The following is a 24,290-nucleotide window of genomic DNA, read 5'->3' as shown; positions in this document are numbered from 1 at the left end:
TCGACATGAAACTTCATGAGTTAAAACCTGCAGAAGGATCACGTAAAGTCCGTAACCGCGTTGGTCGTGGTATCGGTTCTGGAAACGGAAAAACATCAGGTAGAGGACACAAAGGTCAAAATTCACGCTCTGGTGGCGGTGTACGTCCAGGTTTTGAAGGTGGTCAAAATCCTCTATACCGTCGTTTACCAAAACGTGGTTTTACTAATCCAACTCGTAAGGAATTTACGGTTGTTAATTTAGATACTCTTAATCGTTTTGAGGAAGGTACTGAAGTAACACCTGAATTACTAATTGAGTCTGGTACTGTGAAAAACGTTAAATACGGTATTAAGATTTTGGGTAACGGTAAAATTGAAAAGAACTTAACGGTTAAAGCCAACAAGTTCTCGGCCTCAGCTGTAGCAGCAATCGAAGCTGCTGGCGGAAAAACAGAGGTGATTTAATGTTCCAAACGATCTCCAACATCATTAGGGTGGGTGATATCCGTCGTAAGGTCGTATTCACCCTTCTTATGCTCATTGTATTTAGGATTGGGAGTTTTATTCCTATACCAGGATCTAATAGTGATGTACTAAACTTTGTAGACCAAGCTAATGCTTTTGGTTTTCTCAACACGTTTGGCGGTGGAGCATTAGGGAACTTTTCAATTTTTGCAATGGGAATTATGCCTTATATCACTGCTTCAATCGTTGTGCAGTTGTTACAAATGGATGTAGTTCCTAAATTTGCAGAGTGGGCAAAACAAGGAGAAGCTGGACGACGTAAGTTAACTCAGTTTACTCGATATGGAACGATCGTTTTAGGATTCATTCAAGCGTTAGGAATGTCGGTTGGGTTTAATGCTATGTTTCCAGGATTAATTCCTAATCCTTCAATTCCAATGTATATATTTATAGCTCTCGTTTTAACTGCTGGTACGGCATTCCTTATGTGGTTAGGTGAACAAATTACTGCGTATGGTGTCGGAAATGGTATTTCTATCTTAATTTTTGCTGGTATTGCTGCTGGGATTCCTAATGCGGTTAACCAGATTTACGCACTTCAAATTGAAAATGCAGGTGACCAATTATTCCTAAGCATTGTAACTGTTTTGTTATTATTGCTTGCGATTTTAGCAATTACAGTTGGGGTAATATTTATACAGCAAGCATTAAGAAAAATTCCAGTTCAGTATGCAAAGCGTCTAGCTGGTCGTAGCCCGGTTGGAGGACAATCAACACATTTACCGATTAAAGTAAATGCTGCAGGGGTAATTCCGGTTATCTTTGCTTTATCGTTGTTTATGTTCCCACCAGTCGTTGCAGGATTTTTCGGTAGAGATAATGCTGTTTCAAACTGGATTATTACGTATTTCGATTATACTAACCCTGTTGGGATGATTGTTTATGCGGCATTAATAATTGGGTTTACGTATTTCTATACATTTGTTCAAGTTAATCCTGAGCAGATGGCTGAAAACCTTAAAAAACAAGGTGGCTATATCCCAGGCATTCGTCCAGGAAAATCAACACAAACTTACTTAACGCGCATTTTATATCGTTTAACGTTTGTTGGCGCAATCTTCTTAGCGGTTGTAGCAATTCTTCCGGTCTTTTTCACAAAGTTACTCGGATTGCCACAAGCAATTCAAATTGGTGGAACTGGATTATTAATCGTAGTTGGTGTAGCATTAGATACGATGAAACGTATTGAAAGTCAATTAATTAAACGTTCATATAAAGGGTTTATTAAGTAAAAAGGGGAGCAGGGTAAGAAAGCTTTCTCGTCCTGTTTCTCTTAGTTGTTATAATGGATATTGGAGGGATATTAGTGAATCTTATTTTAATGGGTTTACCAGGCGCTGGTAAGGGAACTCAAGCTGAGAGAATTGTAGAAAAATATCAAATTCCTCACATTTCAACTGGTGATATGTTTCGTGCGGCCATTAAAGGACAAACAGAATTAGGCATTAAAGCAAAATCTTTTATCGATGCGGGTGAGTTAGTTCCTGATGAAGTAACTATCGGTATTGTACGCGAACGTCTTAATGAAGACGATTGTAAAGATGGCTTCTTACTTGATGGTTTTCCTCGTACTGTTGCACAAGCAGAAGCACTAGAAGATATTCTGTCATCAATGGGACGTAAGATTGATTATGTTTTAAATGTTGATGTACCGGAGCAGCTGTTGATGGATCGATTAACAGGTCGACGGGTATCACCTACATCTGGAAAAACGTATCACGTGATTTTCAATCCACCTAAAGTGGAAGGTGTATGTGACCTAGATGGTAGTGAATTAATTCAACGTGACGATGACAAACCAGAAACGGTTAAGAAACGTCTTGAAGTGAATCAGCAACAAGCACAACCTCTTATCGATTTTTATTCGGCGAAAGGTTATCTTGAAAGTATTAAAGGTGACCAAGACATTAATGTTGTTTTTAATGATATTGATCAATTATTAAGAGGGATTCATGCATGATCATTTGTAAAACCGAGCGAGAGCTTGAGATAATGCGTGAAGCCGGTTCGATTGTTGCTCTTACACATCAAGCGTTACAAGAATATATCAAGCCTGGTGTAACAACAATTAAACTAGACAAAATAGCTGAAGAGTTTATTCGTTCCCACGGTGCAACACCTTCTTTCAAAGGCTATAATGGATTCAAAGGTAGTATCTGTGCTTCAGTAAATGAAGAGTTAGTACATGGTATTCCAGGGAATCGCGTGCTGAAGGATGGCGACATCATCAGTATTGACATCGGGGCATATTTCAACGGATATCATGGTGATTCTGCTTGGACATATGCAGTAGGGGATATTAGTGAGGACGACAAGAAATTGCTTGAAGTCACGGAAGCTTCCCTTTTCAAAGGTCTAGAACAGGCACAGCCTGGTGGTCGGCTATCAGATATATCTCATGCGATTCAGTCATATGTAGAGCCTTTTGGTTTTTCGATTGTGCGTGAGTATGTTGGACATGGCGTTGGGCAAGACTTACATGAGGATCCACAGATCCCTCATTACGGTCCGCCTGGTAAAGGGCCACGTTTAAAACCAGGAATGGTTTTAGCGATTGAACCGATGGTGAATGCTGGTTCGCGTTATGTGCGGACTCTTGCAGACAACTGGACGGTTGAGACAGTTGACAAAAAGAATTGTGCCCACTTTGAGCACACTATTGCGATTACTGATTCAGGCTTTGAGATTTTAACAAAAGCTGATTAAAGGTTTCGATAGCTTTGAAGTGATGAACATGTGACTAATTAAAAGGTGCATATAGGTGAGCAACTTTTTGTATAGACAAGATTTACTGAAGGAAGGAGCGTGAATACCTATGGCGAAAGAAGATGTAATTGAAGTTGAAGGTACAGTAATTGAACCACTTCCTAATGCAATGTTTCGTGTAGAGTTAGAAAATGGACATAAAGTTTTAGCACACGTATCGGGAAAAATTAGAATGCACTTTATTCGAATTTTACCTGGAGATAAAGTGACTGTTGAACTTTCACCTTATGATTTAACTCGTGGACGAATTACTTATCGTTATAAATAAATAGCGTTCATCGTTAACAAAAAACGTTGTTCGTTTTTGAATTCGATCTGTTTAAGTCAATTTAAATCTCATGCACTCCGTACCATAAGGAGGTAACAAAAATGAAGGTTAGACCATCTGTCAAGCCGATTTGTGAAAAGTGCAAAGTCATCCGTCGTAAAGGGACGGTTATGGTTATTTGTGAAAACCCGAAACATAAACAAAAGCAAGGTTAATATAAGGAGGTGCTAATTAATGGCACGTATTGCTGGTGTTGATATTCCTCGTGACAAACGTGTAGTCATTGCACTAACGTATGTCTTCGGAATTGGAAAAGCTAAATCAACAGAAATTCTTGCACAAGCTGGTGTATCAGAAAATACACGCGTTCGTGATTTAACAGAAGAAGAGTTAGGTCGCATTCGTGAAGCTGTGGAAGCACACACAGTAGAAGGAGACCTTCGTCGTGAAGTTTCTCTTAACATTAAACGTCTAATTGAAATTGGTTCGTATCGTGGTATCCGCCACCGTCGTAGTTTACCAGTTCGTGGTCAAAATTCTAAAAACAATGCACGTACGCGTAAAGGTCCTCGTCGTACTGTAGCGAATAAGAAGAAATAAGTAAGGGAGGTCGTATAAGCAATGGCTAAGAAAACGAATACTCGTCCAAAGCGTCGTCAACGTAAAAATGTTGAATCGGGTGTTGCACATATTCGTTCAACATTCAACAACACTATCGTGACGATTACTGATATGCACGGTAATGCAATTTCATGGGCAAGTGCTGGAGCATTAGGCTTCAAAGGTTCTCGTAAGTCAACTCCATTTGCTGCTCAAATGGCAGCAGAAGCTGCGGCAAAAACAGCAATGGAAAACGGCATGAAAACAATCGAAGTATCTGTAAAAGGTCCTGGCGCGGGTCGTGAAGCTGCAATTCGTTCATTACAAGCTGTCGGACTAGAAGTCAACATGATCAAAGATGTGACTCCAGTTCCACATAACGGCTGCCGTCCGCCAAAACGTCGTAGAGTGTAACGGAATCAATCATTGTATAGATTTCCTGAATGTGTCAATAATGGATAAGACGGAAAAAAATCCAGTTGGCAATTAAGGTGAAACGGTTGGGAACTGCCTAATGGGATGTCCGGTTAGGCTTTCCTAACAGTCTACCGGAGTTCGACGTTTTGAAGGAGGGTTTGTTTAATGATTGAAATCGAAAAGCCAATTATTGAAACGGTTGAAGTTAGTGAAGACGCAAAGTACGGAAAGTTTGTAGTAGAACCGCTAGAACGTGGGTATGGTACAACTCTAGGAAACTCCTTACGTCGTATTCTTCTATCATCACTACCAGGTGCGGCGATTACTTCAGTACAAATTGATGGGGTTTTACATGAGTTTTCTACAATCGAAGGGGTTGTAGAGGACGTAACAACAATCATCCTTAACCTGAAGAAGCTAGCACTGAAGATATATTCAGATGAAGAAAAGACTTTGGAGATTGATGTACAAGGTGAAGGCGAAGTAAGAGCAGGAGATTTAACACATGATAGTGATATCGAAGTGTTGAACCCTGACTTATATATTGCTACCTTAGCAAAAGGTGCAAACCTTCGCATGCGTTTAACAGCCAAACGTGGCCGTGGTTATGTCTTGGCTGTAGGAAATAAAAATGAAGATCAACCAATTGGTGTTCTTCCGATCGACTCGATTTACACACCAGTATCACGTGTAAATTACCAAGTAGAAAATACTCGTGTCGGTCAAGTGACGAATTATGACAAACTTACTCTTGATGTGTGGACTGATGGAAGTATTCGACCTGAAGAAGCAGTTTCTTTAGGTGCGAAAATTTTAACAGAACACCTTAACATCTTCGTCGGTTTAACGGATCAAGCACAAAATGCGGAAATCATGGTCGAAAAAGAAGAAGATCAGAAAGAAAAAGTTCTTGAAATGACAATTGAAGAGCTTGATTTATCTGTTCGTTCTTATAACTGTTTAAAACGTGCTGGTATTAACACAGTACAAGAGCTTACACAAAAAACAGAAGAAGACATGATGAAAGTACGTAATCTTGGACGTAAATCTTTAGAAGAAGTTCAAGAGAAGCTTGGTGAACTAGGTCTTGGTCTTCGTAAAGAAGATTAAGTTTAGGCAGCTATGATTTACATCATGAATTGATTTTTATACTTGTTCCCTTTTAGGGGAAAGTATTGATTAAGGGAGGGAAACGAACTATGGCATACGCAAAATTAGGCCGTGACAGTGCTGGACGTAAAGCACTTTTTCGCGACTTAGCTACTGACCTTATTATTAATGAGCGTATCGAAACGACTGAAGCGAAAGCAAAAGAGCTTCGTTCAATCGTTGAGAAAATGATCACTCTTGGAAAGCGTGGCGATTTACATGCTCGTCGTCAAGCGGCAGCATTTATTCGTCGTGAGGTTGCAGATGAAGAGTCTGGTCAAGATGCAATCCAAAAGCTTTTCTCTGATATCGCAACTCGTTATGAAGAGCGTCAAGGTGGATATACTCGTATTTTAAAACTTGGACCTCGTCGTGGAGACGGTGCTCCAATGGTAATTATTGAGCTTGTTTAACGTTTTTACGTTAGACGGCTCTCTATAAATGTTTACGATTAGGGCACGACAGAATGAGAGCAATTGCTGCTCTTACTGTGGAGCCCTTTTTTTGTTATACGAACATATTCTATTGCCTTAAGGCATGGGGGTGGACTTTAGATGAATCACCTCATCTTATTTGACAATGTTACGTATCAATATGATGGTAGCGAGGAAACCGCCATTAACGAATTGTCTTTATCAGTTGAAGCGAAAGAATGGGTAGCGATTGTTGGTCGGAATGGTTCGGGTAAATCGACGCTAGGTCGACTCATGAATGGACTGAACCAGCCAACAGAAGGGGCTATTTTGATTGATGGCTTACAAACAAGTAATTCTAATGATTTACGGGTGATCCGTCAAAAGGTCGGAATGATTTTCCAAAATCCTGAGCATCAATTTGTGGCGACAACGGTAAGAGATGATATAGCATTTGGGTTAGAAAACCAAGGATTGTCACGTGAAATCATGGTTAAGAGGATAGCTCATTATGCCAAGTTGATAGGTGTTCATGAACTAATGGATATGGAACCACATCGCCTTTCAGGTGGGCAAAAGCAACGTGTGGCGATATGCGGTGTATTAGCCTTAGAACCAGAGGTCCTTATTTTTGATGAGGCTACTTCTATGCTTGATCCGAATGGAAGAGAAGAAGTACTTGAAATTATGCGGATGTTAAACGAACAAGGTATCACGATTATTTCAATTACCCATGATATGAAAGAAGCAGCAGAAGCAGAGCGAATGATTGTGCTTGATAAAGGAAAGATTATTGCTGACAAAAGCCCTCTTGCTCTTTTTCAAGATAAGAATATTGTTCAAAAGGCAGGGTTACGAGTTCCCTTTATTGTCGCTCTTCAGGAAAAATTACAAAGCTATGACCGGAGCGTGAATCCACCTGTATTAACCGAAGAGGAGTTGATTGAGGCATTATGGACATTAAGCTTGAACAAGTAGAGCATCTCTATATGGCTGGTACTCCTTTTGAAAAAAAAGCATTAAAGGAGATTAATGTCGAAATTCCTTCTGGCTCTTTTACAGCGGTTATTGGCCATACAGGCTCAGGGAAATCGACCTTTATTCAGCATTTAAATGGATTGTTAAAACCAACTAAAGGCACGGTTCAGGTCGGATCATTTGTTATAAAAGCAGGTGAAAAGTTTACCGATTATAAGTCACTACGGCAAAAGGTCGGAATGGTTTTTCAATACCCTGAGCATCAGTTGTTTGAAGAGACGGTGAGAAAAGACATTTGTTTTGGACCGAGAAACTTTGGCATGAGTGAACAGTTGGCAGAGGAACGAATGATGGAGATTTTACCGAAAGTCGGTTTAGACGAGAGTTTGTTGGAGTCTTCTCCTTTTCAATTAAGTGGTGGACAGATGAGACGTGTTGCAATAGCGGGGGTCCTTGTTAGTTTGCCAGAGGTTTTGGTGTTAGATGAGCCAACCGCTGGACTGGATCCAGAAGGGCGCGAGACGATGCTTGATTTGTTCGCGCGTTATCATCAGGAACATGATACGACGACGATATTGATTACACATCAAATGGAAGACGCCGCCCGTTATGCCGACTATTTTATTGTGCTTGATCAAGGAAAAGTTGAAATGGTTGGTACTCGTGATGAAATCTTTCGACAAGTGGATAAGCTAAGAGGTTTCGGTTTGTCCTTGCCAGAGGAAGTCGAATTTTTATATGCTTTCAAAGAAAAATTTTCGCTCACAGACGATGAACTTTATTATGACCTCGATAATGTGGTCGCTTATATTGACCGGCACTTAAGTGAAAAGGAGTCACCCTAATGTTTAGTCATGTCATTATTGGTCAGTTTGTGCCGGTAGAGTCTTTTTTACATCGACTTGACCCGCGAACGAAAATTATTGCGGCCTTTTTGCTGATGTTGCTCGTTTTTTTGACGTCCAATTGGTATGGAATGCTTTTGTTTGTTGGTTTTGCTCTTTTTTTAATGTGGCTATCGCATATTCCGTTTTATTTTCTCTATCGAGGACTGAAACCCATTTTTATCCTCGTCGCTTTTACGTTTCTCCTCCATCTTTTTATGACAAAAGGTGGATCTGTATGGTTAGAGTTAGGAGCTTTATCGGTGCATGAAAATGGTTTTTACCAAGGAACCTTTATCGCGGTACGGCTTATCTCGATTGTGGCGATTACGTCTCTCGTGACGTTGACAACGAGTCCGATGCAACTAACAGATGGGTTAGAACAGCTTTTAACGCCGTTAAAGAAAGTTCGATTGCCTGCTCATGAGTTTGCTTTAATGATTTCGATCGCGCTTCGGTTTATTCCGACCTTTTTACAGGAAGCGGAGAAAATATTAAAGGCTCAAATGGCTCGTGGGGTTGATTTAACATCAGGGCCTTGGAAGGAACGAATTAAAGCATTAATCCCTTTATTAGTCCCATTATTTATGAGTGCTTTTAAGCGGGCAGAGGAACTTGCTTTGGCGATGGAGGCGAGAGGCTATCAGGGAGGCGAAGGTCGTACGAAATTAAGAGAGCTTGTTTGGAGCTGGCGGGACACGATTAGTCTGTTGAGCTGTATCGCTTTAGGAATAGTGATTATTTGGTTAAGAATGATGTAAGGAGATACTTCTAATGAGAAAAATGGCTTGTAAAGTTGCCTACGAAGGCACTTATTTTGCAGGGTATCAAGTCCAACCTGGAAAACGAACGATCCAAGGGGAAATCGAAGCTAGCTTGAAAAAGATTCATAAAGGCGAGGAGCTTCGTATTCATTCTTCGGGGCGAACCGATTCGCTGGTGCATGCAACGGGACAAGTGTTTCATTTTGAGACGAGTCTCGCGATCCCTGTCTCCCGTTGGGCAAAGGCACTTAATGCTTTATTACCTGCTGATATACGTATCATCGAGGCAGTAGAAGTCTCAAAAGATTTCCATGCTCGTTATTCCGCTATCTCCAAACAATATCGGTATCGGATACTTCTAACTAAGGAAGGCGATCTTTTTAGAAGAAATCACTGCTATCACTTTACAGAAATGTTAGACATCGAGGCGATAAAAGAAGCGGCACAACATATATTAGGCAAACATGACTTTAGTGCCTTCTGTGCGGCTAATACGAGCGTTATCGACAAAATAAGGACAGTGACAAGGCTTGAGCTTCAACATGTGGGTGATGAGCTATTATTTATCGTCGAGGGCGATGGATTCCTTTATAATATGGTTCGGATTATGGTCGGCACATTGCTTGAGGTGGGTACTGGAAAACGTGACCCACATGAGCTTCAGGCGATTATAGAAGGGTGCGATCGGACAAAAGCAGGCAAAACAGCCCCTGGTCATGGACTGTATCTTCATCAAGTAAATTACCCGGAACCAATATTTTCTTAAACAGGATAAAAAAATAAGAATAAAAGCAACGAAGCCGTGTGTAACGTGTTGACATTGGGTTTCAGATATTATATGATGTTAGATGGTAATTCTAAAAACCCACTAGCCCCGGGTTGCGGAATGTTACAAGAGACAATGGTTTTAAGTAAAATAAAAAAGAAATGAACGCGAGCGTTTTTAGGAGGTAAAATTCATGCGTACAACATATATGGCAAAGCCAAATGAAGTTGATCGTAAGTGGTATGTTGTTGATGCAGAAGGTCAAACACTTGGTCGTCTAGCTTCAGAGGTTGCTTCTATCCTACGTGGTAAGCACAAACCAACATTCACTCCACACGTTGATACTGGTGATCACGTTATCATCATCAATGCTGCAAAAATCGAATTAACAGGTAATAAATTAAAAGACAAAATTTACTACCGTCACACAAATCACCCAGGTGGTTTAAAACAAACAACAGCTGGCGACATGCGCGCAAACAAACCTGAGCGTATGCTTGAACTTGCAATCAAAGGGATGCTTCCAAAGAACACTCTTGGTCGTAAACAAGGCATGAAACTTCATGTATTTGCTGGTAGCGAACACAATCATCAAGCTCAAAAACCAGAAGCATACGAACTTCGTGGTTAATAGATAGGGAGGGTATTATCTTGGCACAAGTACAATATTACGGTACTGGTCGTCGTAAGCACTCGGTTGCTCGTGTACGTCTATTGCCTGGCGATGGTCGTGTAGTTATTAACGGCCGCGAAATGGATGAATATTTTAATCTTGAAACTTTAAAGCTTATCGTTAAGCAACCACTAGTTGAAACAGGCGTTGAAGGTCAATACGACATTCACGTTAACGTTAACGGTGGTGGTTACACTGGTCAAGCTGGTGCGATCCGTCACGGTATCGCGCGTGCTCTACTTACTGTAGACCCAGACAACCGTCCAGCATTAAAAACAGCTGGATTCTTAACTCGTGATGCACGTATGAAAGAGCGTAAAAAATACGGTCTTAAAGCAGCACGTCGTGCACCTCAGTTCTCGAAACGTTAATATTTGCAGTTTTACAAAAAAACCAACCGCTTATGGTTGGTTTTTTTTCATGTTCTCAGGTCTTTGAACAGCATCAGGATTTGCACACGCGTAAGTTAGAAATAAAAAGGCAACAGATGTGATATTTCCTATGTTTAGACTAAAAGATGAAATACATTAAATGAATGAAATTAAACAGTGAAGCAATCAAAAGGGAGTCACTTATTGATGATGTTAATGGCAATATTGTTTTTGACTGGATTCAAACAGCTTCGGTATGAGCAGAAAAAAAGCTTTAAATGATGAATTGGCAAGTGTAAACTTTAATCAAAACATTTGGTTTTCTAAAGATAGTATAGCAACACCAACTAAGATTAGGACTACCTACTCTTCAAATACTGGAGCATGTATTGTACCTAGGAGGCGAAACCAATGATTATTTACTTAAGTGAATTTGCAAAATTTTTTTCGTGGAATGAAAAGAATAGAAAATTGGAATTAATCCTTGAATGGAAAAATGGTAGGAAATTATTAGTTAAATATGATACAGAATATAATTCAGATAATGCGGATGGATTCCCTGATTCTGATGACCCAGAAAATGAAGAGGAGTATTATGAATTTCAAGCTATTGCTTTTTGGTGTATTTCAATAATAAATTTAATAGGAAGTGAAGACGAAAAATTTATGGAAGAAGGGGAACTATTCGAAATAACTCCCGACAATAGCCCTGATCTTATAAAAGATAAAAATGAAAATATACTATGGAAGAAAAATCAGTCCTTCTCTTAGCATATCGGTGGCCAAGAGTAGCAGTCAGATATCGCAAAGTCTATTTTCTTTTATGTTTGTTTTAGTTATTGTCAATAATGGACTCAAAAATTTTGAACATTTTTTCCTTTTCGATTGGTTCATTTGTTTTATTTGTTATAAACTGAATAAGAAACGCTTTATCGTTCAACTTAAAACTTAAATTGCTAATATTTGCTTCCTCGTTTTGAACAACATTATATTTCGTAAGTATTTTATTATTTATAATCTCTTCAGAGCCATCTTTTGTTGGAGCGAATTCTTGGGATGCATCTGAAACGAATATAGAAATAACATTATTAGAAGGCTGATCTATATATTCTAAGTGTAATTGGCCTTTATAAGTTCCTTTTTCAATATATCTCCCGAAAGAGTGAGATACTTTAAAAGGAATGTAATTAGGTGGAACTAAGCTAAGTTGCTTTTGTTGTTCAAAATCTTTTATAGCTTCTTCTATGGTTTTGAAATCTGTTTCTTTATAATAATCGATTAAATTATCAGCAGAATGATTAGAATTAATCGAAGTAAATAACAGGAAGCTCACAAGTAAAATACGTAACATGATCAGATCACACCTTAATCTTTGGTATATTGTATTATGAGTAAATAAATTGATTGTTATACAAAAAAGAGGGAGGCAATATAGCAACGTTTCTGCCACTGTTTGTTGCTGAAGCATCGTCACAATAGGTATATAAACGGTAAGGATCAGTTCTTGGAGCACATATTGTACCTGGGAGGCCTATCCAATGATATTAAGTGAATTCGTGAAATTCTTTGCACTCCATGAAAAGAATAGAAAATTGGAAGTAATACTTGAATGGGAAAATGGTAGGAAGTTATTTGTTAAATATGATACTGACTATAATTCAGATAATGCTGGTGATTTCCCTGACTCTGATGACCCAGAAAATGAAGAGGGGTACTATGAATATCAAGGTATTGCTTTCGAGTGTATTTCAATAATAAATTTAATAGGAAGTGAAGACGAAAAATTTATGGAAGAAGGGGAACTATTCGAAATAACTCCCGACAATAGCCCTGATTTTATAAAAGATAAAAATGAACATATTCTATGGAAGAATAAGTAATATAGATTTTGTGAGAGAAAGCTGATACTACCTGTGATAAGGTGAGTATCGGCTTTTTCTATATTTCAAAAAGCTTCTGGTACTTATACAGCTCTTTATAATAAGAGAGTGGTTTACTATGGGTATTAATTTCCAGTTTGGCATTAATGTCAACTAAGTTTTTTAATAAAGAGTGAGGAATGTCAAAAGACTCTTTAATAGTTTCTGAACCAAAGGTGAAAATAAGTAGGTCGCAATTCACTTCATAATTTTTTTGAAATTCTTTGATGAAGGATTTATTCTTATCTGTGAATAGTTTATTATCCAGTTTTTCTAAAAGCTGCTCTACTTTAGGTTGGCTATCATCGGCTAAGTCGACTTGAAAATTAATAGCTTCTTCTCGATAAATCCAAGAAGAACACCAAGGGTTTCCGGGGAATCTACTTCTATTCTCCAATCCACTAGATTCATCTTTATAAATTTGAGTATGAACAGGTCGAATGTTTAATCCTTTTGTTAAAATATCAGGGTTAAAATGACTAAAGGGGTTCTTGTTTAAATCGGTGTAAAAGCTAATCGCAATAATGATATCTTTATTCAGTTTTATCAGTCCTTTTTATAGTGTCATTTCTTGGGGTTTTATTTTTAACATACCAATCTTTAAACTGATGTGCAGTTGTTTCTAGTACGTTTACGAATTTATTTACCTGACGTGCTTTCATTATACTAATTCCTCCTATGCCTCCACCTCCACCATTGTTCCTATGTATCTACAAAAGTTATCTATTTTGCACAGTGAATGTACCTTCATAACCTTTTTTACCATATATTTGTATATTAGAGTTTGGTACAATTATATTTAACAAAAATAGGAAATGGGGCGGTTGTTATGGCTTTTTTGATATATCACCTTAAACTTTATGTACTTTCGTTGTTTGTAACTATTACGTTTAAGACTATTTTTGATTTTATAAGAGGCGATGAACTCTTTAATAGTCAAGCTTTGAGTTTTATTTTGTGGTTCCCGATATTATTTACTATTGGGTATACACTCTTTACCCCTAGAAGTAAAAAAACATATTAAAAAAACGACATGCTTAAAATGTGAGCATGTCGTTTTTAATATGTATTGTCTGATTAGTATAGTAGAGAGAATAATCAGACTGCGAATACTGAGCCTATCCCGCCAATTTTATTAATCCCCTAACAGTCATGCCTCTTCACCTTCTAAAAGTAAGTCAGCAAGGGCATCTAATTTTAACTAACCTTTTTATCTGTGGGTATAAGTAATATGTAAGAAAAGGTCGTTATTATCTTTGATAAGGTGAGTATCGGCTTTTCCTTATTCAATTAATTGGCTTGTACTTTCAATTTTCCTATTAAGAAAAAATGATGTCAGCTTTTCTTTTTCTTCAAAATTAGTTACCTGCCCAAAACAATTCTAGACGTATGCATATACTGTTACCATTAGTTCATCCAGCTGAGCCTGTTAGAAGCTCGAGAAAAATCGTTTCGTCTGAGCGAACTGGCTTCGCTTTATATTAAAGGAGGTAAATAATGATGAATAATCAATATGAGCATACATTTTATACGGGACAACAAATGCCTGTTACTCATTCAGTTGACCATTCAATGGTAAGAAGACCTTGGGGAGGACGTCCCGGTCGTCGTCCTGGCGGTTGGGGAGGCAGACCTAGACCAGGAGGTTGGGGAGGTCGTCCTGGCTGGGGAGGCGGACCTGGTTTCGGTTTTGGATTTGGAGGACCATTTGTTGGTGGTTTATTAGGCGGTTTAGCAGCTGGTACCTTGCTGAATCCGTATTATGGACCTGGACCTTTTTATTATCCACCTTATCCATATTACCCGGGTTTTTATTAAGCGACTTTTTAAAATTAGAAGCTCATAACATATTTGAGCGAATAAATAGGTAAATGCTTATCCGCTAGTAAGAGATAAAAAGGGCATATTACGAAAGCTCTATATTAGCGGCTTTTTAAAATAGCTAGAATAACTCTATTTCTATAAAACATATACATGGTAGAAAGCAGAAGAGAAATACCTCAACAAATTCGTTTATTTGTTGGTGGAAACATCTCTTCTCTTTTTTAGGGAAAAAAATGGACGAGAAGTGTTTTATTCATTTAGGGGGGATTTAAAGTGAGTCGTTTTCTTAGGGTAGCTATGTTATTAACGGTAGTATTCCTTTTAGTTGCTTGTGGTAACTCAGATGCTGAAGGTGGAGCGGTTTCGTTATATTCACCGGAAACACCAGATATGACACGTGAAATTGCTGAAGCATTTGAAGCAGAAACGGGAATACCGGTCAATGTTAACTATGCAGGGACAAATGTATTAGTAAATCAAATGATTGCTGAAATGGATAACCCGCAAGCGGACGTTTGGTATGGTGGGGGCGGCATTTTACCTTTTGAATCTGCGATTGAAAGGGGTTTCATCGGAGCTTATACACCTGAACTTGCCAAAGAGTGGGACGTTTATCAAGACGGAATTAAAATGAGACATGAAGATTATCGTTGGGTTGGACTTGAAGTATTTGTTCTCGGGTTAATTTATAATACCGATTTAGTTGATGAAGCCGAACTGCCACAAACATGGGATGAGTTACTAGATGAGAAGTGGGCAGGAGAAATTCAAATTCCAAATCCGGCCGCATCTGGTACAGCTACTTTGCTTGTCTTAAGTCAGTTAATGGACAAAGGCGAAGAGGCTGGTTGGGAGTACTTTGATGCATTAGTTGAGAATGTAAGTAGTTTCCCTGACTCTGGTGGTGCACCTGCCCAAGCCGCCTCGACGGGGGAAGCGTCTATCGGTGTCGGGTTTGATTTTATGGCGTATCAAATGAAGGATCGTGGCGAGTCGGTGGACTTCCATATTCCTGAAAACACACCCGTACTCGTGAACCCTGTCGCGATTATTGAAAATGGTCCAAATCCAGAAGGGGCACAGCAGTTTATCGATTTTATGCTGTCGACAGAAGGGCAACAAATTAAAGCTGATTGGTTTCATATTCCTATCGATCCAGAGGTTGAAGGGAAATCTCCGTTAACGCTGGAGAGTTTAAAAGATCATGCGATGGATTTAGATATTGACTGGGTTGTAGACAACTATGATCGCATTCGAAATGAATGGAGAGAACGATATCAATAAGTCGATTGGTTGGAAAGTGAATCTAGGAGGGCAATTTTATGAGTGGTGTAGTGGTAAACAATCTAATCAAAAAATATAACAACGATGTTACCGCGTTAAATCATGTAAACATTGACATTAAAGAAGGGGAATTTTTTGCCCTTCTTGGCCCTTCGGGGTGTGGAAAAACGACTACGATGCGTTGTATCGCTGGATTTGAAACACCAACATCTGGTGAGATTTTTATTAATGGACAAGTGGTCAATCATGTTCCTGCTAATAAACGAAATTGTGGAATGGTGTTCCAAAGTTATGCCTTATTTCCACATTATAATGTTTTTGAAAATGTGGCTTATGGGTTAACGATTCGCGACTTTTATCAAGGTGGATTTGGCACAAAAGTCAGTAGTTTTGCCCGCTTACTTAGTAGACGTTTAGCGAAACCACCGAAACATATAGTGAACAAAGTTTCGGAAGCACTTGATTATGTAGAGTTAGGTCATTTAGCCGAGCGGGGCACGAGTGAATTATCTGGTGGACAGCAGCAGCGTGTTGCTTTAGCTAGAGCGCTTGTGATGGAGCCATCTGTTTTATTAATGGATGAGCCGTTATCCAACTTAGATAAAAAGTTAAGAAATACGATGCGAACGACGATTAGAAGAATCCAACAAGATGTCGGGATTACGACGATTTTTGTGACCCATGATCAGGAAGAAGCAATGAGTATGGCCGACCGTGTCGCTGTTATGAAGGACGGTGAAATTATTCAAAATGCGACACCAACTGAACTATATAGTCATCCAGTGAATCCATTTGTTGCTGATTTTGTCGGTTCATCGAATCTATTCCAGGGAACGATTGTCGAAAGAACGACAACAGGAAGTGTCATTCAAATAGATGGATTTGTCTTGCGATCCGGCTTTTCTAAGGAAGCCAATGATATGAACGTATTAATTCGTCCAGAAGGTATGAATGTCTACCACAAAGATACTGAAATAAATCATGTAAATATTATAGAAGGTAAGGTGCTTATGCATACTTACTTAGGACCAAACATTCGTTATGATGTAAAAGTCGGTGCACACGAAGTAGGAATCGAGAAAATCTATGTTCCTGGAGAGCGTGTGCTAACGAATGGAGAGGATGTAAAAGTTACTGTTGATCCAGAGAGGGTGTTATTAATATGAGTAAAAAACGCCACTCTTCTAAAGGGTCGTTCTTCTCAAGATTTGATAGTTTATCCTTAATGAAATGGGTCGTCATTGCTTTTTTTGCTCTATTTCTCGTTTTGCCATTATTCTCCGTGTTCCTTGTTAGTTTTACCGGACAACCCGTTAATATTTTAGGCTCGCTTGTTAACCCAGAGATTTTCAAAATAAATCTCGAAAGACTGGCTGGTGCTTCCTTTGAACATTATGAGAAGTTACTGGCTGGAGGGACATACTCTAATGCCCTGTTGAACAGCTTGATGCTTTCGTTAGGTGTTTCTACTCTTGTGATTCTCATTTGTTTGCCGATAGCTTATGGTTTTGCTCGGACGACGATGCCGTTAAAGAAATTTTATGCGGCTTTATGTACATTACCAATCATCGTTCCAACATTCATTTCGGCTGCTGGTTTTATTATTATGTTCGGACGTACGGGTTGGGTAACGGCCTTATATCAATCATTAGGTGGGGATGGAAGTTTATTTAATGTTTACTCAATGATGGGAATCGTGCTCGTCCAAATCTTTTTTTTCTTCCCATTTGCTCTTTGGCCAATGGTTGCTGCTTTTAGATTGAGCGATGTTTCATTAGAAGAAGCTTCGCAAAATTTAGGAGCAAAAAATTGGATTACAATGGCCTTTGTTACATTTCCTTTGGCGATTCCAGGGATCATCTCGAGTGCTTTATTAATTTTTACAGTAAGTTTCTCGGACTTTGGAACGCCGATCATTTTAGCTCCTGACGGTTTAAACTTAATCGTTGTCGAGGCTTATCGTGAAATTTCTGGCTTTTTTAATTGGGCTGGTGCATCGATTTTAACGGTCGTCATGGTTATTGTAGCGGCTTTCTTCTTTTGGTTGCAGCGTCTTGTCACAAAAGGCAAGAATTATGGCACGTTATCGGGTAAGCCAAAACAAATGAAGTTAAATGATAACAAATGGGTGACAACTGGTTTAGCGATTTATACGGGTTTAGTAGTATTAATCCCTTTACTTGCTGTTTTATCGGTTGGATTACAATCCTTTGCAACAACCTGGGGAGCCGATTTATTACCGCGTGGTTATACATTGAATCATTATCAAACGATTTTTAGTCGTTCAACAAGTAACATTATGAATAGTATCGTTTTGGCCGTTGGGGCCTTAGTCGTCAGTGTCATTGTTTCGACACTCATCTCTTATTTTGTTGTTAGGCAAAACGCGGTGAAACTAGACTTCATTTCATCTATTCCATTAATCGTTCCAGGTATTGCCTTAGGTATTGCTTATATTCAAACGTTTAACACGGCTCCCTTACAATTAACAGGGACGGCGACTTTATTAATAATTGCTTATGCCATTAGGCGGATGCCTTATATGATTCGTTCGACGATGGGAACGATGATGTCGATTAAACCAGATATTGAAGAAGCATCGGTCAATCTTGGCGCTTCGAAGTTAATGGCGATAATGACGGTTGTTGGGCCCTTGATGTTACCAGGGATTGCAGCCGGTTCGATATTAGTGTTTGTGACGGTTATTAAGGAAACGAGTGTGACCATTTTGATGGCTCCATCTGATTGGGCTCCGATGAGTCTTGTCGTCTTCCAGAATTTATTACGTGGAGAGGTGTATACGGCTTCAGCTATGGCAATTTTAATTATTGTCATTGTGCTAATCTTACAGTTTATCGCCAATAAAATGACGAAAAATTCCTTGTATTAAGTAGGTGCTATGACAATGACCTGTTATTTGTTCTTAAGAAGGACGAATATCAGGTTTTTTTATCATTTCCCAATTATATGGAAATTATGTTGGTGATTATCGGAAAATAAACCATTGCATGAGTCAAATGTTTGCTCCTCATACTATAAAAAAAGCAGTGAGGGGAGTGGTGAGAGTGACTACTGTTATTACGAATTTGTCGGATAAAAGAAGGCAGAAGCAGTGGCGTTTTGAGCGGGGAATTTTGAGGCATTTATCGATTAAAGGGTTAAAAAAACATGTTGAGCAGCATTTTCGTCCGATTATGCCGTTTCAATTTTTAGTGAATCCATTTTTACTTGATCCGGTGATGGATTTAGGGATTGATGCGTATTTAATTGGGGCTGAATTTAGTCGAATTTGTTATTTAGGTGAAACAGATGAAGAGGTAAAAAGACGCTGTGAATTAGAGTTACAAGAGTTATCACACTCATTATTCCATATTTTGTATGGCTGGTTTGATACGAGTGGATATGCTCATGAAGAATCCTTATCGATTGCCTCGGATGCCTTTATTGATTACTGGTGGGATCGAGGCTTACAAGAGGGGAAAAAGAGGTATCGAATGAAATTGCACTAAAAGTTTAAAAAGGCTCTCATATTATTCGCCTTGTCCCAATATACATATAAGGAAAGGGACAGGAGGGAATTGTGTTGAAGGAGTCGGTGAAAAATTGGCTAAAAGGAGCCGCATTTGCGATCGGGATTGTCGCTCTCCTTTTTATTATTCAATTTCAATTTATAAGCAATGATTCATGGTCCACCTGGAATCTTCCATTATCAGGAAAAGTGATTATTGTCGACCCTGGACATGGGGGAATAGATGGAGGTGCTACTTCTAAAGATGGGGCACTTGAAAAAGATATTTCATTAGAGATTAGTTTATCCTTACGCGATTATTTACAAGAAGCTGGTGCTCTCGTGTTAATGACAAGAGAAGAAGATGTCGACCTAGCGAGTGAGGATACGACAAAAGTTAGAAAAAGGAAACAAGAGGATTTAAAACGAAGAGTAGACATTATTAATGAATCGGATGCTGATTTGTTTGTGAGTATTCATTTAAATGCGATCCCGTCACCAAAGTGGAGTGGTGCTCAAGTTTTTTATCAACGAGCGATTGCAGGAAATGAAGAGTTGGCCAAGTTTGTGCAAAATGAACTGACGAGGAATTTAGAGAATACGACAAGGGTCGCAAAACCAATTCATAATGTATATTTATTAAAGAACGCCGAAATACCTGGTGCTCTTGTGGAAGCTGGTTTCTTATCGAATGAGGAAGAAGCCCAATTGCTGACAAAGGAAAAATATCAGGAGAAAGTCGCGGCTTCGATTTATCAAGGAGTGCTTCGTTTTTATACAGATGAAAAAGTTCCTGAGCAGTAACGAAAACCTTGATGAGAAATTTGAATGATTTCTTTAGAATTGACTATTTGTTCTACGCTGTTAGCTGCATATCCGTAGGGGTCTCCGGACATTCCGTAGGCTTCTTTTTGTTTTTTTCTCTAACTTTGTTAATTTAGTCTCGCTGTATGAGAACGGTTGCTGTCTGAGAAGGGCGTTCAAGTTGGCCAAATTAATTGAACTTTTTAAAGTGCAAGCGTTTACGGACCAATCCTTCTGTATGCTATACTAGAAAGGTCGAATGAAGTATGGGAGAAGGATGGTGTTAGTTGTGTTGACAGAAGCAAAGGTAAGAGAAGCGTTAAGTCGAGTAAAGGATCGAGACTTAAATAAAAGCATTAGCGAAACAGGTGGAATTCGTGAAATTAAAATAAATGATGATAAAGTCAGGGTTAAAATCGCTTTATCTCGAATGGGTTCTGGTTCACAATTAGAGGTTCAACAAGAAGTTGTGAATGTCATCAAAGGTGAAGGAGCTTCTTCAGTCGGGCTTCGTTTTGACCAATTAACAGAAGAGGAAATCGAAGCGGCGGGTGGATTCCCGAAACCTAAGTTCGAAGGTCCGGCACTCCTTGACCCTGATAGCCCAACAACATTTATAGCCGTTACAAGTGGTAAAGGTGGAGTTGGAAAATCAACGGTATCCGTCAATTTAGCAACCTCGCTTGTTCGATTAGGCAAACGGGTTGGAATTATTGATGCTGATATTTATGGGTTTAGTGTTCCTGATATGATGGGAATTGAAGAACGTCCGCAAGTAAAGGCGGATCGTATTTATCCAGTCGAGCGTTTTGGAGTCAAAGTGATATCAATGGGCTTCTTTGTTGAAAATAACGCTCCTGTGATTTGGAGAGGTCCAATGCTGGGAAAGATGATTAATCAATTTTTCGCCGATGTTGAATGGGGAGAATTAGATTATTTAATTTTAGACTTGCCTCCTGGTACAGGTGATGTGGCGTTAGATATTCATACGATGTTGCCACATTCTAAGGAGATTTTAGTGAGTACACCACATGCTACAGCTGCTTTTGTTGCCGCTCGAGCAGGAGCTATGGCGATTAAGACCCACCATGAAATCATTGGTGTAGTCGAGAACATGTCTTATTATGAAAGTCAAAAAACAGGCGAGAAGGAATATGTATTTGGTCGTGGTGGTGGAGAACGACTAGCGGAAGAGTTGAAGTGCGATTTGCTTGGACAAATCCCACTCGGACAACCTGAGATTGATGAAAAAGACTTTGCGCCATCGATTTATGAGGAAGAGAGTCGTATTGGTTCAATCTATATGGAAATTGCGAAAAAGGTTATCGGTAAAACGGTTAAATAAAAGCTCAAAAACCATAGATGATAGCGTCTTGCTCTCTATGGTTTTTGTTATGCCTTTTTGTACGGGCGATATAAGTTGTTCGTTTGTTATGGAAGTGGTGGACTAATGGCTACTTTACTCTCCCCCTTATCCACCAGATTCTTCGCCGTTTTCTCCAGAGCCACTGTCACCACCAGATTCATCTTGTTTTTCTAATTGCTCTTCGGTCACTTTTGAGAGGATGTTGTTGACTTTTGCGATAAAATAAGGGCTCTCAAAGGCTTCTGCCATGACGGTCATCTGTTGCTCACGGTATTCTTTTGATTTTAAAAGTTCAAGAATCGAATCCTCTACTTCTTTATCAGTAAAAATGGCGATCATCATTGCTTGATACTCAGGATCCTTCATTAAACGTTTTAGGATTTTTTCATTTTCGGATTGCATCGTTTCTGCAAAAGTTTTCGCAAATTCGGGTTCTTGCATAAGTTCTTGCCAATATTTCTTTCCTTGCTCAGATGTTAATGTTTGTTGAACGGTTTGCTTGACAAAAAGGTTATCCATTACGAGATCATGTCGAACCTCTTCTTCTGTCATTATTTCGTGTATCGCTTGTTTCCCCTCATCGGTTTTAAGCATGTCGACCATCATTTTTTTCATGTTGTCATAGTCGGCATTACTGCCATTTTCTTGAGCGGCAGCACAAGCGGATAGGAGGGTAGCTAGTAAACAGAGAACAAGCAATTTTTGAAGGGCTTTCATACTTGTTGCTCCTTTCATTCATTTTGTCATTAATTTGAGACATTTTCTTGAATTTTATGCATGAGGAATAAGATAAAGTGGTAATTAGCTTTTATATTTTGTTACAATTAGTTTGTAGGTTTTTAGGAAAGATGGAGGAAAGCGTCGTGAATAGTAGAAAAGTTGTTTACTATTTTTTTCCACCTTATTGGTAGGTAGTATAAGTGGTACGCTCGTCGGAATTTATTTTGATTACGATGTTCTTTTTGGAGAGGGCTTCGCGAATTTCTTTTTCGGGATCCTTTGGATTATTGGAATAACCGCAGCATTTAGTTTAATTGCTCAAATGGGTTTTTTCGCATATTTAACGGTCCATCGATTTGGATTGGGGTTATTTAAAACAGCGAGGCTTTGGAACTGGATTCAAGTAGTTCTAATTGCTTTTGTCTTTTTTGATTTAATTTATTTTAGATATCTGGCTTTTGCTGAAGGTGGAGAAACAATTTTCCATTATATGATTATGCCGATTATCTTTTTACTTTTCAGTTTGTTAGTTGCTTATATTAAAGCAAAAGAAACGAATAAAGGGGCATTTATTCCGGCATTATTTTTCATTTTCGTCGTAACGACGATCGAATGGGTGCCAGCATTGACTAATAATGACCCTAAATGGCTTTGGATGTACTTTACGCCATTGATTGCCGCAAACACGTGGCAAATTTTAGTTTTGCACCGCCTGCAAAATAAAGATGATGGCAAAAGTAAATTAGGAAATCCTAATTCTGAACCTGTCGTAACGAATAAAACCAAAAATAAAAAAAGAAAAAAGGTCGAGCTAAATAGTAGCTTGACCTTTTTTCTTATACACCAAAAGTGTTCTTATTTAATTTCTTCACTAGATGTTTTGGCGTTCTCCATCATCTGGTCTACTGAAATAAATTGAAAACCTTTATCCTTTAGCTCTTTAATTACAATCGGTAAAGCTTCATGTGTTTGTTTAACAGAATCAGAAGCATGGAAGAGGAGAATATCTCCGGCCGTTGTTTCGTCTAAAACATTTGAAACAATCGTCTCAACTCCAGGGTTTGTATAATCCTTTGAATCGATGCTCCAATGAATGATGCTCAATCCTTGTTCGTCTGCTATATTAAGTATCCTTTTATCAAAATCTCCATTAGGTGGTCTTAATAAATGTGGTGATTTACCAGCTAAATCAGTTAAGACACGTTGACTTGTTTGGATATCCTTAGTGACCTTTTCGTCTTCCCAACTTGTATAATTTTTGTATTGATATCCATGGCTGCCAAGCATATGACCTTTTTCGATAATCTGTTTGACTAAGTCGGGGTAACGCTCAGCCCATGAAGCTGACACAAAGAAAGTCGCTTCCTTGACCCCTTCTTCCTCTAAGATTTCTAAAATAGGACTTACACGCTGCTCCCCCCAACTAATGTTGAAAGTTAAAGCGACTTCCTTCTGTTCAATTTCTGCTCGGTAAAAGGCTTGTGGACCCTCAGGTGTTGAAAAAACAGGTAATTGAGTGCGTTCAACATACAAAAAGACAGCCGCCATAAATGCAGTAAGAACAATGATTGATAAAGACTTTAATCGTTTAGCATGAAATACCCAAAAGAGATTCATTCTTACTCCCCCTCACTTTTTCCCTAAAATATCTTTATTCAAAAAGGGGACAAGATATGAATAAAAGTTCGTTAGAAAGAAAAGAATTGTAAGGATACCATTTTTTACTTAAAAAATGGGAGTTGTTCAGTTACTAAAAGTCGAGTTGAGGTGTCGGTTATGTTGGGTTTTCTACTTACGTCTAAAGAAGTACAAGAAGTTGAGTATTTATTAAAGCGTGAACTAGAAGAAATATTGTTAGATTTAACAGACCCACGGATTGATAATGTGGTCAAAGGAGCAATGGTCGAAAAATATGATATTGTTTACGGGATATATAAACGATTTGTCTCTCCCGCAGATAGAATAAAGTATGCTTTGCCTCGTGCGAAAAGAGAGTATCAATAATTAACTAATGAATGGTTAATCTGTTTATGGAGCGAATTAAAAAGGATGAAGTAATGAAGAAAACGTGGTGGTTAGACAAACTAAGTTTTCTTTTTTACTTTCTATATTAATTTTGTTAGAAGGGAGCTTAGGGGAGGTGGGTTAAAAATTAATTTAAGTTTTTTTGAAAAAAGTGTTGCAGTCACTCTCTGGGGATGGTATATTAATTCTTGTCCCAAAGAGGACGCGAAACAAATTAAAAAAGATGTTGACAAACAAATTGCTGTTTGTTAAGATTTAAAAGTCGCCAATCGGGCGAAACAAGTT

General features: G+C 38.7%; 31 protein-coding genes and 1 pseudogene. 27 read left to right on the top strand and 5 right to left on the bottom strand.

The genetic code is table 11. From position 1 onward, the window contains the following. Positions 1-5: 5 nt before the first annotated feature. The 17 genes from rplO to BALCAV_RS04720 all read left to right on the top strand — a co-directional run bounded on the left by rplO (position 6) and on the right by BALCAV_RS04720 (position 11,326). On the top strand, positions 6-446 hold the full coding sequence (gene rplO / locus BALCAV_RS04800) for a 50S ribosomal protein L15 (RefSeq protein WP_003322630.1): 441 nt from the start codon (positions 6-8) through the stop codon (positions 444-446). Next, positions 446-1,738 (top strand): preprotein translocase subunit SecY, encoded by a 1,293-nt coding sequence (gene secY, locus BALCAV_RS04795; protein ID WP_003322631.1) that lies wholly within the window; start codon positions 446-448, stop codon positions 1,736-1,738. The genes rplO and secY overlap by 1 nt, the downstream gene beginning before the upstream one ends. 74 nt (positions 1,739-1,812) lie before the next feature. Further along, positions 1,813-2,466, top strand: coding sequence for an adenylate kinase (locus BALCAV_RS04790; RefSeq protein WP_003322633.1), 654 nt, complete (start codon positions 1,813-1,815; stop codon positions 2,464-2,466). Continuing rightward, the gene (gene map / locus BALCAV_RS04785; protein WP_003322634.1) at positions 2,463-3,212 is read left to right on the top strand and encodes a type I methionyl aminopeptidase; all 750 of its coding nucleotides are present in this window, start codon (positions 2,463-2,465) and stop codon (positions 3,210-3,212) included. The genes BALCAV_RS04790 and map overlap by 4 nt, the downstream gene beginning before the upstream one ends. 109 nt (positions 3,213-3,321) lie before the next feature. Further along, positions 3,322-3,540 carry a translation initiation factor IF-1 gene (infA, locus tag BALCAV_RS04780; RefSeq protein WP_003322635.1) on the top strand — a complete coding sequence of 73 codons (219 nt, stop codon included), beginning with the start codon at positions 3,322-3,324 and terminating at the stop codon, positions 3,538-3,540. 101 nt (positions 3,541-3,641) lie between these two features. After that, positions 3,642-3,755: a 50S ribosomal protein L36 gene (gene rpmJ, locus BALCAV_RS04775; RefSeq protein ID WP_003322638.1), complete on the top strand. Its 114-nt coding sequence runs from the start codon at positions 3,642-3,644 to the stop codon at positions 3,753-3,755. Positions 3,756-3,774: 19 nt separating this feature from the next. Then, positions 3,775-4,140: a 30S ribosomal protein S13 gene (gene rpsM / locus BALCAV_RS04770; RefSeq protein WP_003322639.1), complete on the top strand. Its 366-nt coding sequence runs from the start codon at positions 3,775-3,777 to the stop codon at positions 4,138-4,140. A 21-nt stretch (positions 4,141-4,161) separates the two neighbouring features. Then, the gene (rpsK, locus tag BALCAV_RS04765) at positions 4,162-4,554 is read left to right on the top strand and encodes a 30S ribosomal protein S11 (protein ID WP_003322640.1); all 393 of its coding nucleotides are present in this window, start codon (positions 4,162-4,164) and stop codon (positions 4,552-4,554) included. Between the two features lie 168 nt (positions 4,555-4,722). Beyond that, complete coding sequence (locus BALCAV_RS04760; protein WP_003322641.1) at positions 4,723-5,667, top strand: DNA-directed RNA polymerase subunit alpha; 945 nt, start codon at positions 4,723-4,725, stop codon at positions 5,665-5,667. 89 nt (positions 5,668-5,756) lie between these two features. Then, positions 5,757-6,119 carry a 50S ribosomal protein L17 gene (gene rplQ / locus BALCAV_RS04755; protein WP_003322642.1) on the top strand — a complete coding sequence of 121 codons (363 nt, stop codon included), beginning with the start codon at positions 5,757-5,759 and terminating at the stop codon, positions 6,117-6,119. Positions 6,120-6,260: 141 nt separating this feature from the next. Further along, positions 6,261-7,097: an energy-coupling factor transporter ATPase gene (locus BALCAV_RS04750; RefSeq protein WP_003322643.1), complete on the top strand. Its 837-nt coding sequence runs from the start codon at positions 6,261-6,263 to the stop codon at positions 7,095-7,097. Next, positions 7,073-7,942: an energy-coupling factor ABC transporter ATP-binding protein gene (locus tag BALCAV_RS04745; protein WP_003322644.1), complete on the top strand. Its 870-nt coding sequence runs from the start codon at positions 7,073-7,075 to the stop codon at positions 7,940-7,942. The genes BALCAV_RS04750 and BALCAV_RS04745 overlap by 25 nt, the downstream gene beginning before the upstream one ends. After that, positions 7,942-8,742 carry an energy-coupling factor transporter transmembrane component T family protein gene (locus BALCAV_RS04740; RefSeq protein WP_003322645.1) on the top strand — a complete coding sequence of 267 codons (801 nt, stop codon included), beginning with the start codon at positions 7,942-7,944 and terminating at the stop codon, positions 8,740-8,742. Before BALCAV_RS04745 ends, BALCAV_RS04740 begins: the two co-directional genes overlap by 1 nt. A gap of 13 nt (positions 8,743-8,755) precedes the next feature. Then, entirely contained in the window at positions 8,756-9,511 is a 756-nt protein-coding gene (gene truA / locus BALCAV_RS04735) for a tRNA pseudouridine(38-40) synthase TruA (RefSeq protein WP_003322646.1), read from the top strand. A gap of 193 nt (positions 9,512-9,704) precedes the next feature. After that, a complete protein-coding gene (rplM, locus tag BALCAV_RS04730) occupies positions 9,705-10,142 on the top strand; it encodes a 50S ribosomal protein L13 (RefSeq protein ID WP_003322647.1) in 438 nt (145 codons plus the stop codon). A gap of 20 nt (positions 10,143-10,162) precedes the next feature. Beyond that, positions 10,163-10,555, top strand: a complete 393-nt coding sequence (gene rpsI, locus BALCAV_RS04725; RefSeq protein ID WP_003322648.1) for a 30S ribosomal protein S9 — start codon at positions 10,163-10,165, stop codon at positions 10,553-10,555. A gap of 411 nt (positions 10,556-10,966) precedes the next feature. Further along, complete coding sequence (locus BALCAV_RS04720) at positions 10,967-11,326, top strand: hypothetical protein (protein ID WP_040323627.1); 360 nt, start codon at positions 10,967-10,969, stop codon at positions 11,324-11,326. 61 nt (positions 11,327-11,387) lie between these two features. On the opposite strand, the gene BALCAV_RS04715 is transcribed toward BALCAV_RS04720, so the two are convergent. Then, positions 11,388-11,906 (bottom strand): hypothetical protein, encoded by a 519-nt coding sequence (locus BALCAV_RS04715; protein WP_003324872.1) that lies wholly within the window; start codon positions 11,904-11,906, stop codon positions 11,388-11,390. 187 nt (positions 11,907-12,093) lie between these two features. Between BALCAV_RS04715 and BALCAV_RS04710 the strand changes: the two genes are divergently transcribed. Further along, complete coding sequence (locus tag BALCAV_RS04710) at positions 12,094-12,435, top strand: hypothetical protein (RefSeq protein WP_040323625.1); 342 nt, start codon at positions 12,094-12,096, stop codon at positions 12,433-12,435. Between the two features lie 58 nt (positions 12,436-12,493). On the opposite strand, the gene BALCAV_RS04705 is transcribed toward BALCAV_RS04710, so the two are convergent. Together BALCAV_RS04705 and BALCAV_RS23035 are read right to left on the bottom strand one after the other, a co-directional pair. Continuing rightward, positions 12,494-12,991, bottom strand: a complete 498-nt coding sequence (locus tag BALCAV_RS04705) for a DUF4279 domain-containing protein (RefSeq protein WP_268746792.1) — start codon at positions 12,989-12,991, stop codon at positions 12,494-12,496. Between the two features lie 16 nt (positions 12,992-13,007). Then, on the bottom strand, positions 13,008-13,136 hold the full coding sequence (locus BALCAV_RS23035) for a hypothetical protein (protein WP_268746791.1): 129 nt from the start codon (positions 13,134-13,136) through the stop codon (positions 13,008-13,010). 835 nt (positions 13,137-13,971) lie between these two features. On the opposite strand from BALCAV_RS23035, the gene BALCAV_RS04695 reads away from it, so the two are divergent. The 7 genes from BALCAV_RS04695 to BALCAV_RS04665 all read left to right on the top strand — a co-directional run bounded on the left by BALCAV_RS04695 (position 13,972) and on the right by BALCAV_RS04665 (position 21,239). Further along, positions 13,972-14,292 carry a hypothetical protein gene (locus BALCAV_RS04695; RefSeq protein ID WP_407920847.1) on the top strand — a complete coding sequence of 107 codons (321 nt, stop codon included), beginning with the start codon at positions 13,972-13,974 and terminating at the stop codon, positions 14,290-14,292. Between the two features lie 279 nt (positions 14,293-14,571). Continuing rightward, entirely contained in the window at positions 14,572-15,582 is a 1,011-nt protein-coding gene (locus tag BALCAV_RS04690) for an ABC transporter substrate-binding protein (protein ID WP_003324788.1), read from the top strand. A gap of 38 nt (positions 15,583-15,620) precedes the next feature. Then, entirely contained in the window at positions 15,621-16,748 is a 1,128-nt protein-coding gene (locus tag BALCAV_RS04685) for an ABC transporter ATP-binding protein (RefSeq protein ID WP_040323621.1), read from the top strand. Then, a complete protein-coding gene (locus tag BALCAV_RS04680; RefSeq protein ID WP_003320451.1) occupies positions 16,745-18,472 on the top strand; it encodes an ABC transporter permease in 1,728 nt (575 codons plus the stop codon). The genes BALCAV_RS04685 and BALCAV_RS04680 overlap by 4 nt, the downstream gene beginning before the upstream one ends. Positions 18,473-18,647: 175 nt before the next feature. Then, a complete protein-coding gene (locus BALCAV_RS04675) occupies positions 18,648-19,091 on the top strand; it encodes a DUF2521 family protein (protein ID WP_003320450.1) in 444 nt (147 codons plus the stop codon). A gap of 74 nt (positions 19,092-19,165) precedes the next feature. Further along, positions 19,166-19,894 (top strand): N-acetylmuramoyl-L-alanine amidase CwlD, encoded by a 729-nt coding sequence (gene cwlD / locus BALCAV_RS04670; RefSeq protein ID WP_003320449.1) that lies wholly within the window; start codon positions 19,166-19,168, stop codon positions 19,892-19,894. A 289-nt stretch (positions 19,895-20,183) separates the two neighbouring features. Beyond that, complete coding sequence (locus tag BALCAV_RS04665) at positions 20,184-21,239, top strand: Mrp/NBP35 family ATP-binding protein (RefSeq protein WP_003320448.1); 1,056 nt, start codon at positions 20,184-20,186, stop codon at positions 21,237-21,239. A gap of 126 nt (positions 21,240-21,365) precedes the next feature. Here BALCAV_RS04665 and gerD read toward each other — a convergent pair whose 3' ends face one another. Then, positions 21,366-21,977, bottom strand: coding sequence for a spore germination lipoprotein GerD (gerD, locus tag BALCAV_RS04660; protein WP_003320447.1), 612 nt, complete (start codon positions 21,975-21,977; stop codon positions 21,366-21,368). 146 nt (positions 21,978-22,123) lie between these two features. On the opposite strand from gerD, the pseudogene BALCAV_RS04655 reads away from it, so the two are divergent. Next, a pseudogene (locus tag BALCAV_RS04655) lies at positions 22,124-22,704 on the top strand (KinB-signaling pathway activation protein); the annotation flags it as partial. Between the two features lie 131 nt (positions 22,705-22,835). Here the strand turns inward: BALCAV_RS04655 and pdaB are convergent. Next, positions 22,836-23,597 carry a polysaccharide deacetylase family sporulation protein PdaB gene (gene pdaB / locus BALCAV_RS04650; protein ID WP_003320444.1) on the bottom strand — a complete coding sequence of 254 codons (762 nt, stop codon included), beginning with the start codon at positions 23,595-23,597 and terminating at the stop codon, positions 22,836-22,838. 159 nt (positions 23,598-23,756) lie between these two features. On the opposite strand from pdaB, the gene BALCAV_RS04645 reads away from it, so the two are divergent. After that, complete coding sequence (locus BALCAV_RS04645; protein WP_040323619.1) at positions 23,757-23,984, top strand: hypothetical protein; 228 nt, start codon at positions 23,757-23,759, stop codon at positions 23,982-23,984. Positions 23,985-24,290 lie beyond the last annotated feature (306 nt).

This window comes from Alkalihalobacillus alcalophilus ATCC 27647 = CGMCC 1.3604, from assembly GCF_000292245.2.
Classification (GTDB): Bacteria; Bacillota; Bacilli; order Bacillales; family Bacillaceae_D; genus Alkalihalobacillus; species Alkalihalobacillus alcalophilus.
The sequence above is the reverse complement of the archived record's forward strand: the minus strand, read 5'-3'. Positions and strand labels throughout refer to the sequence as shown.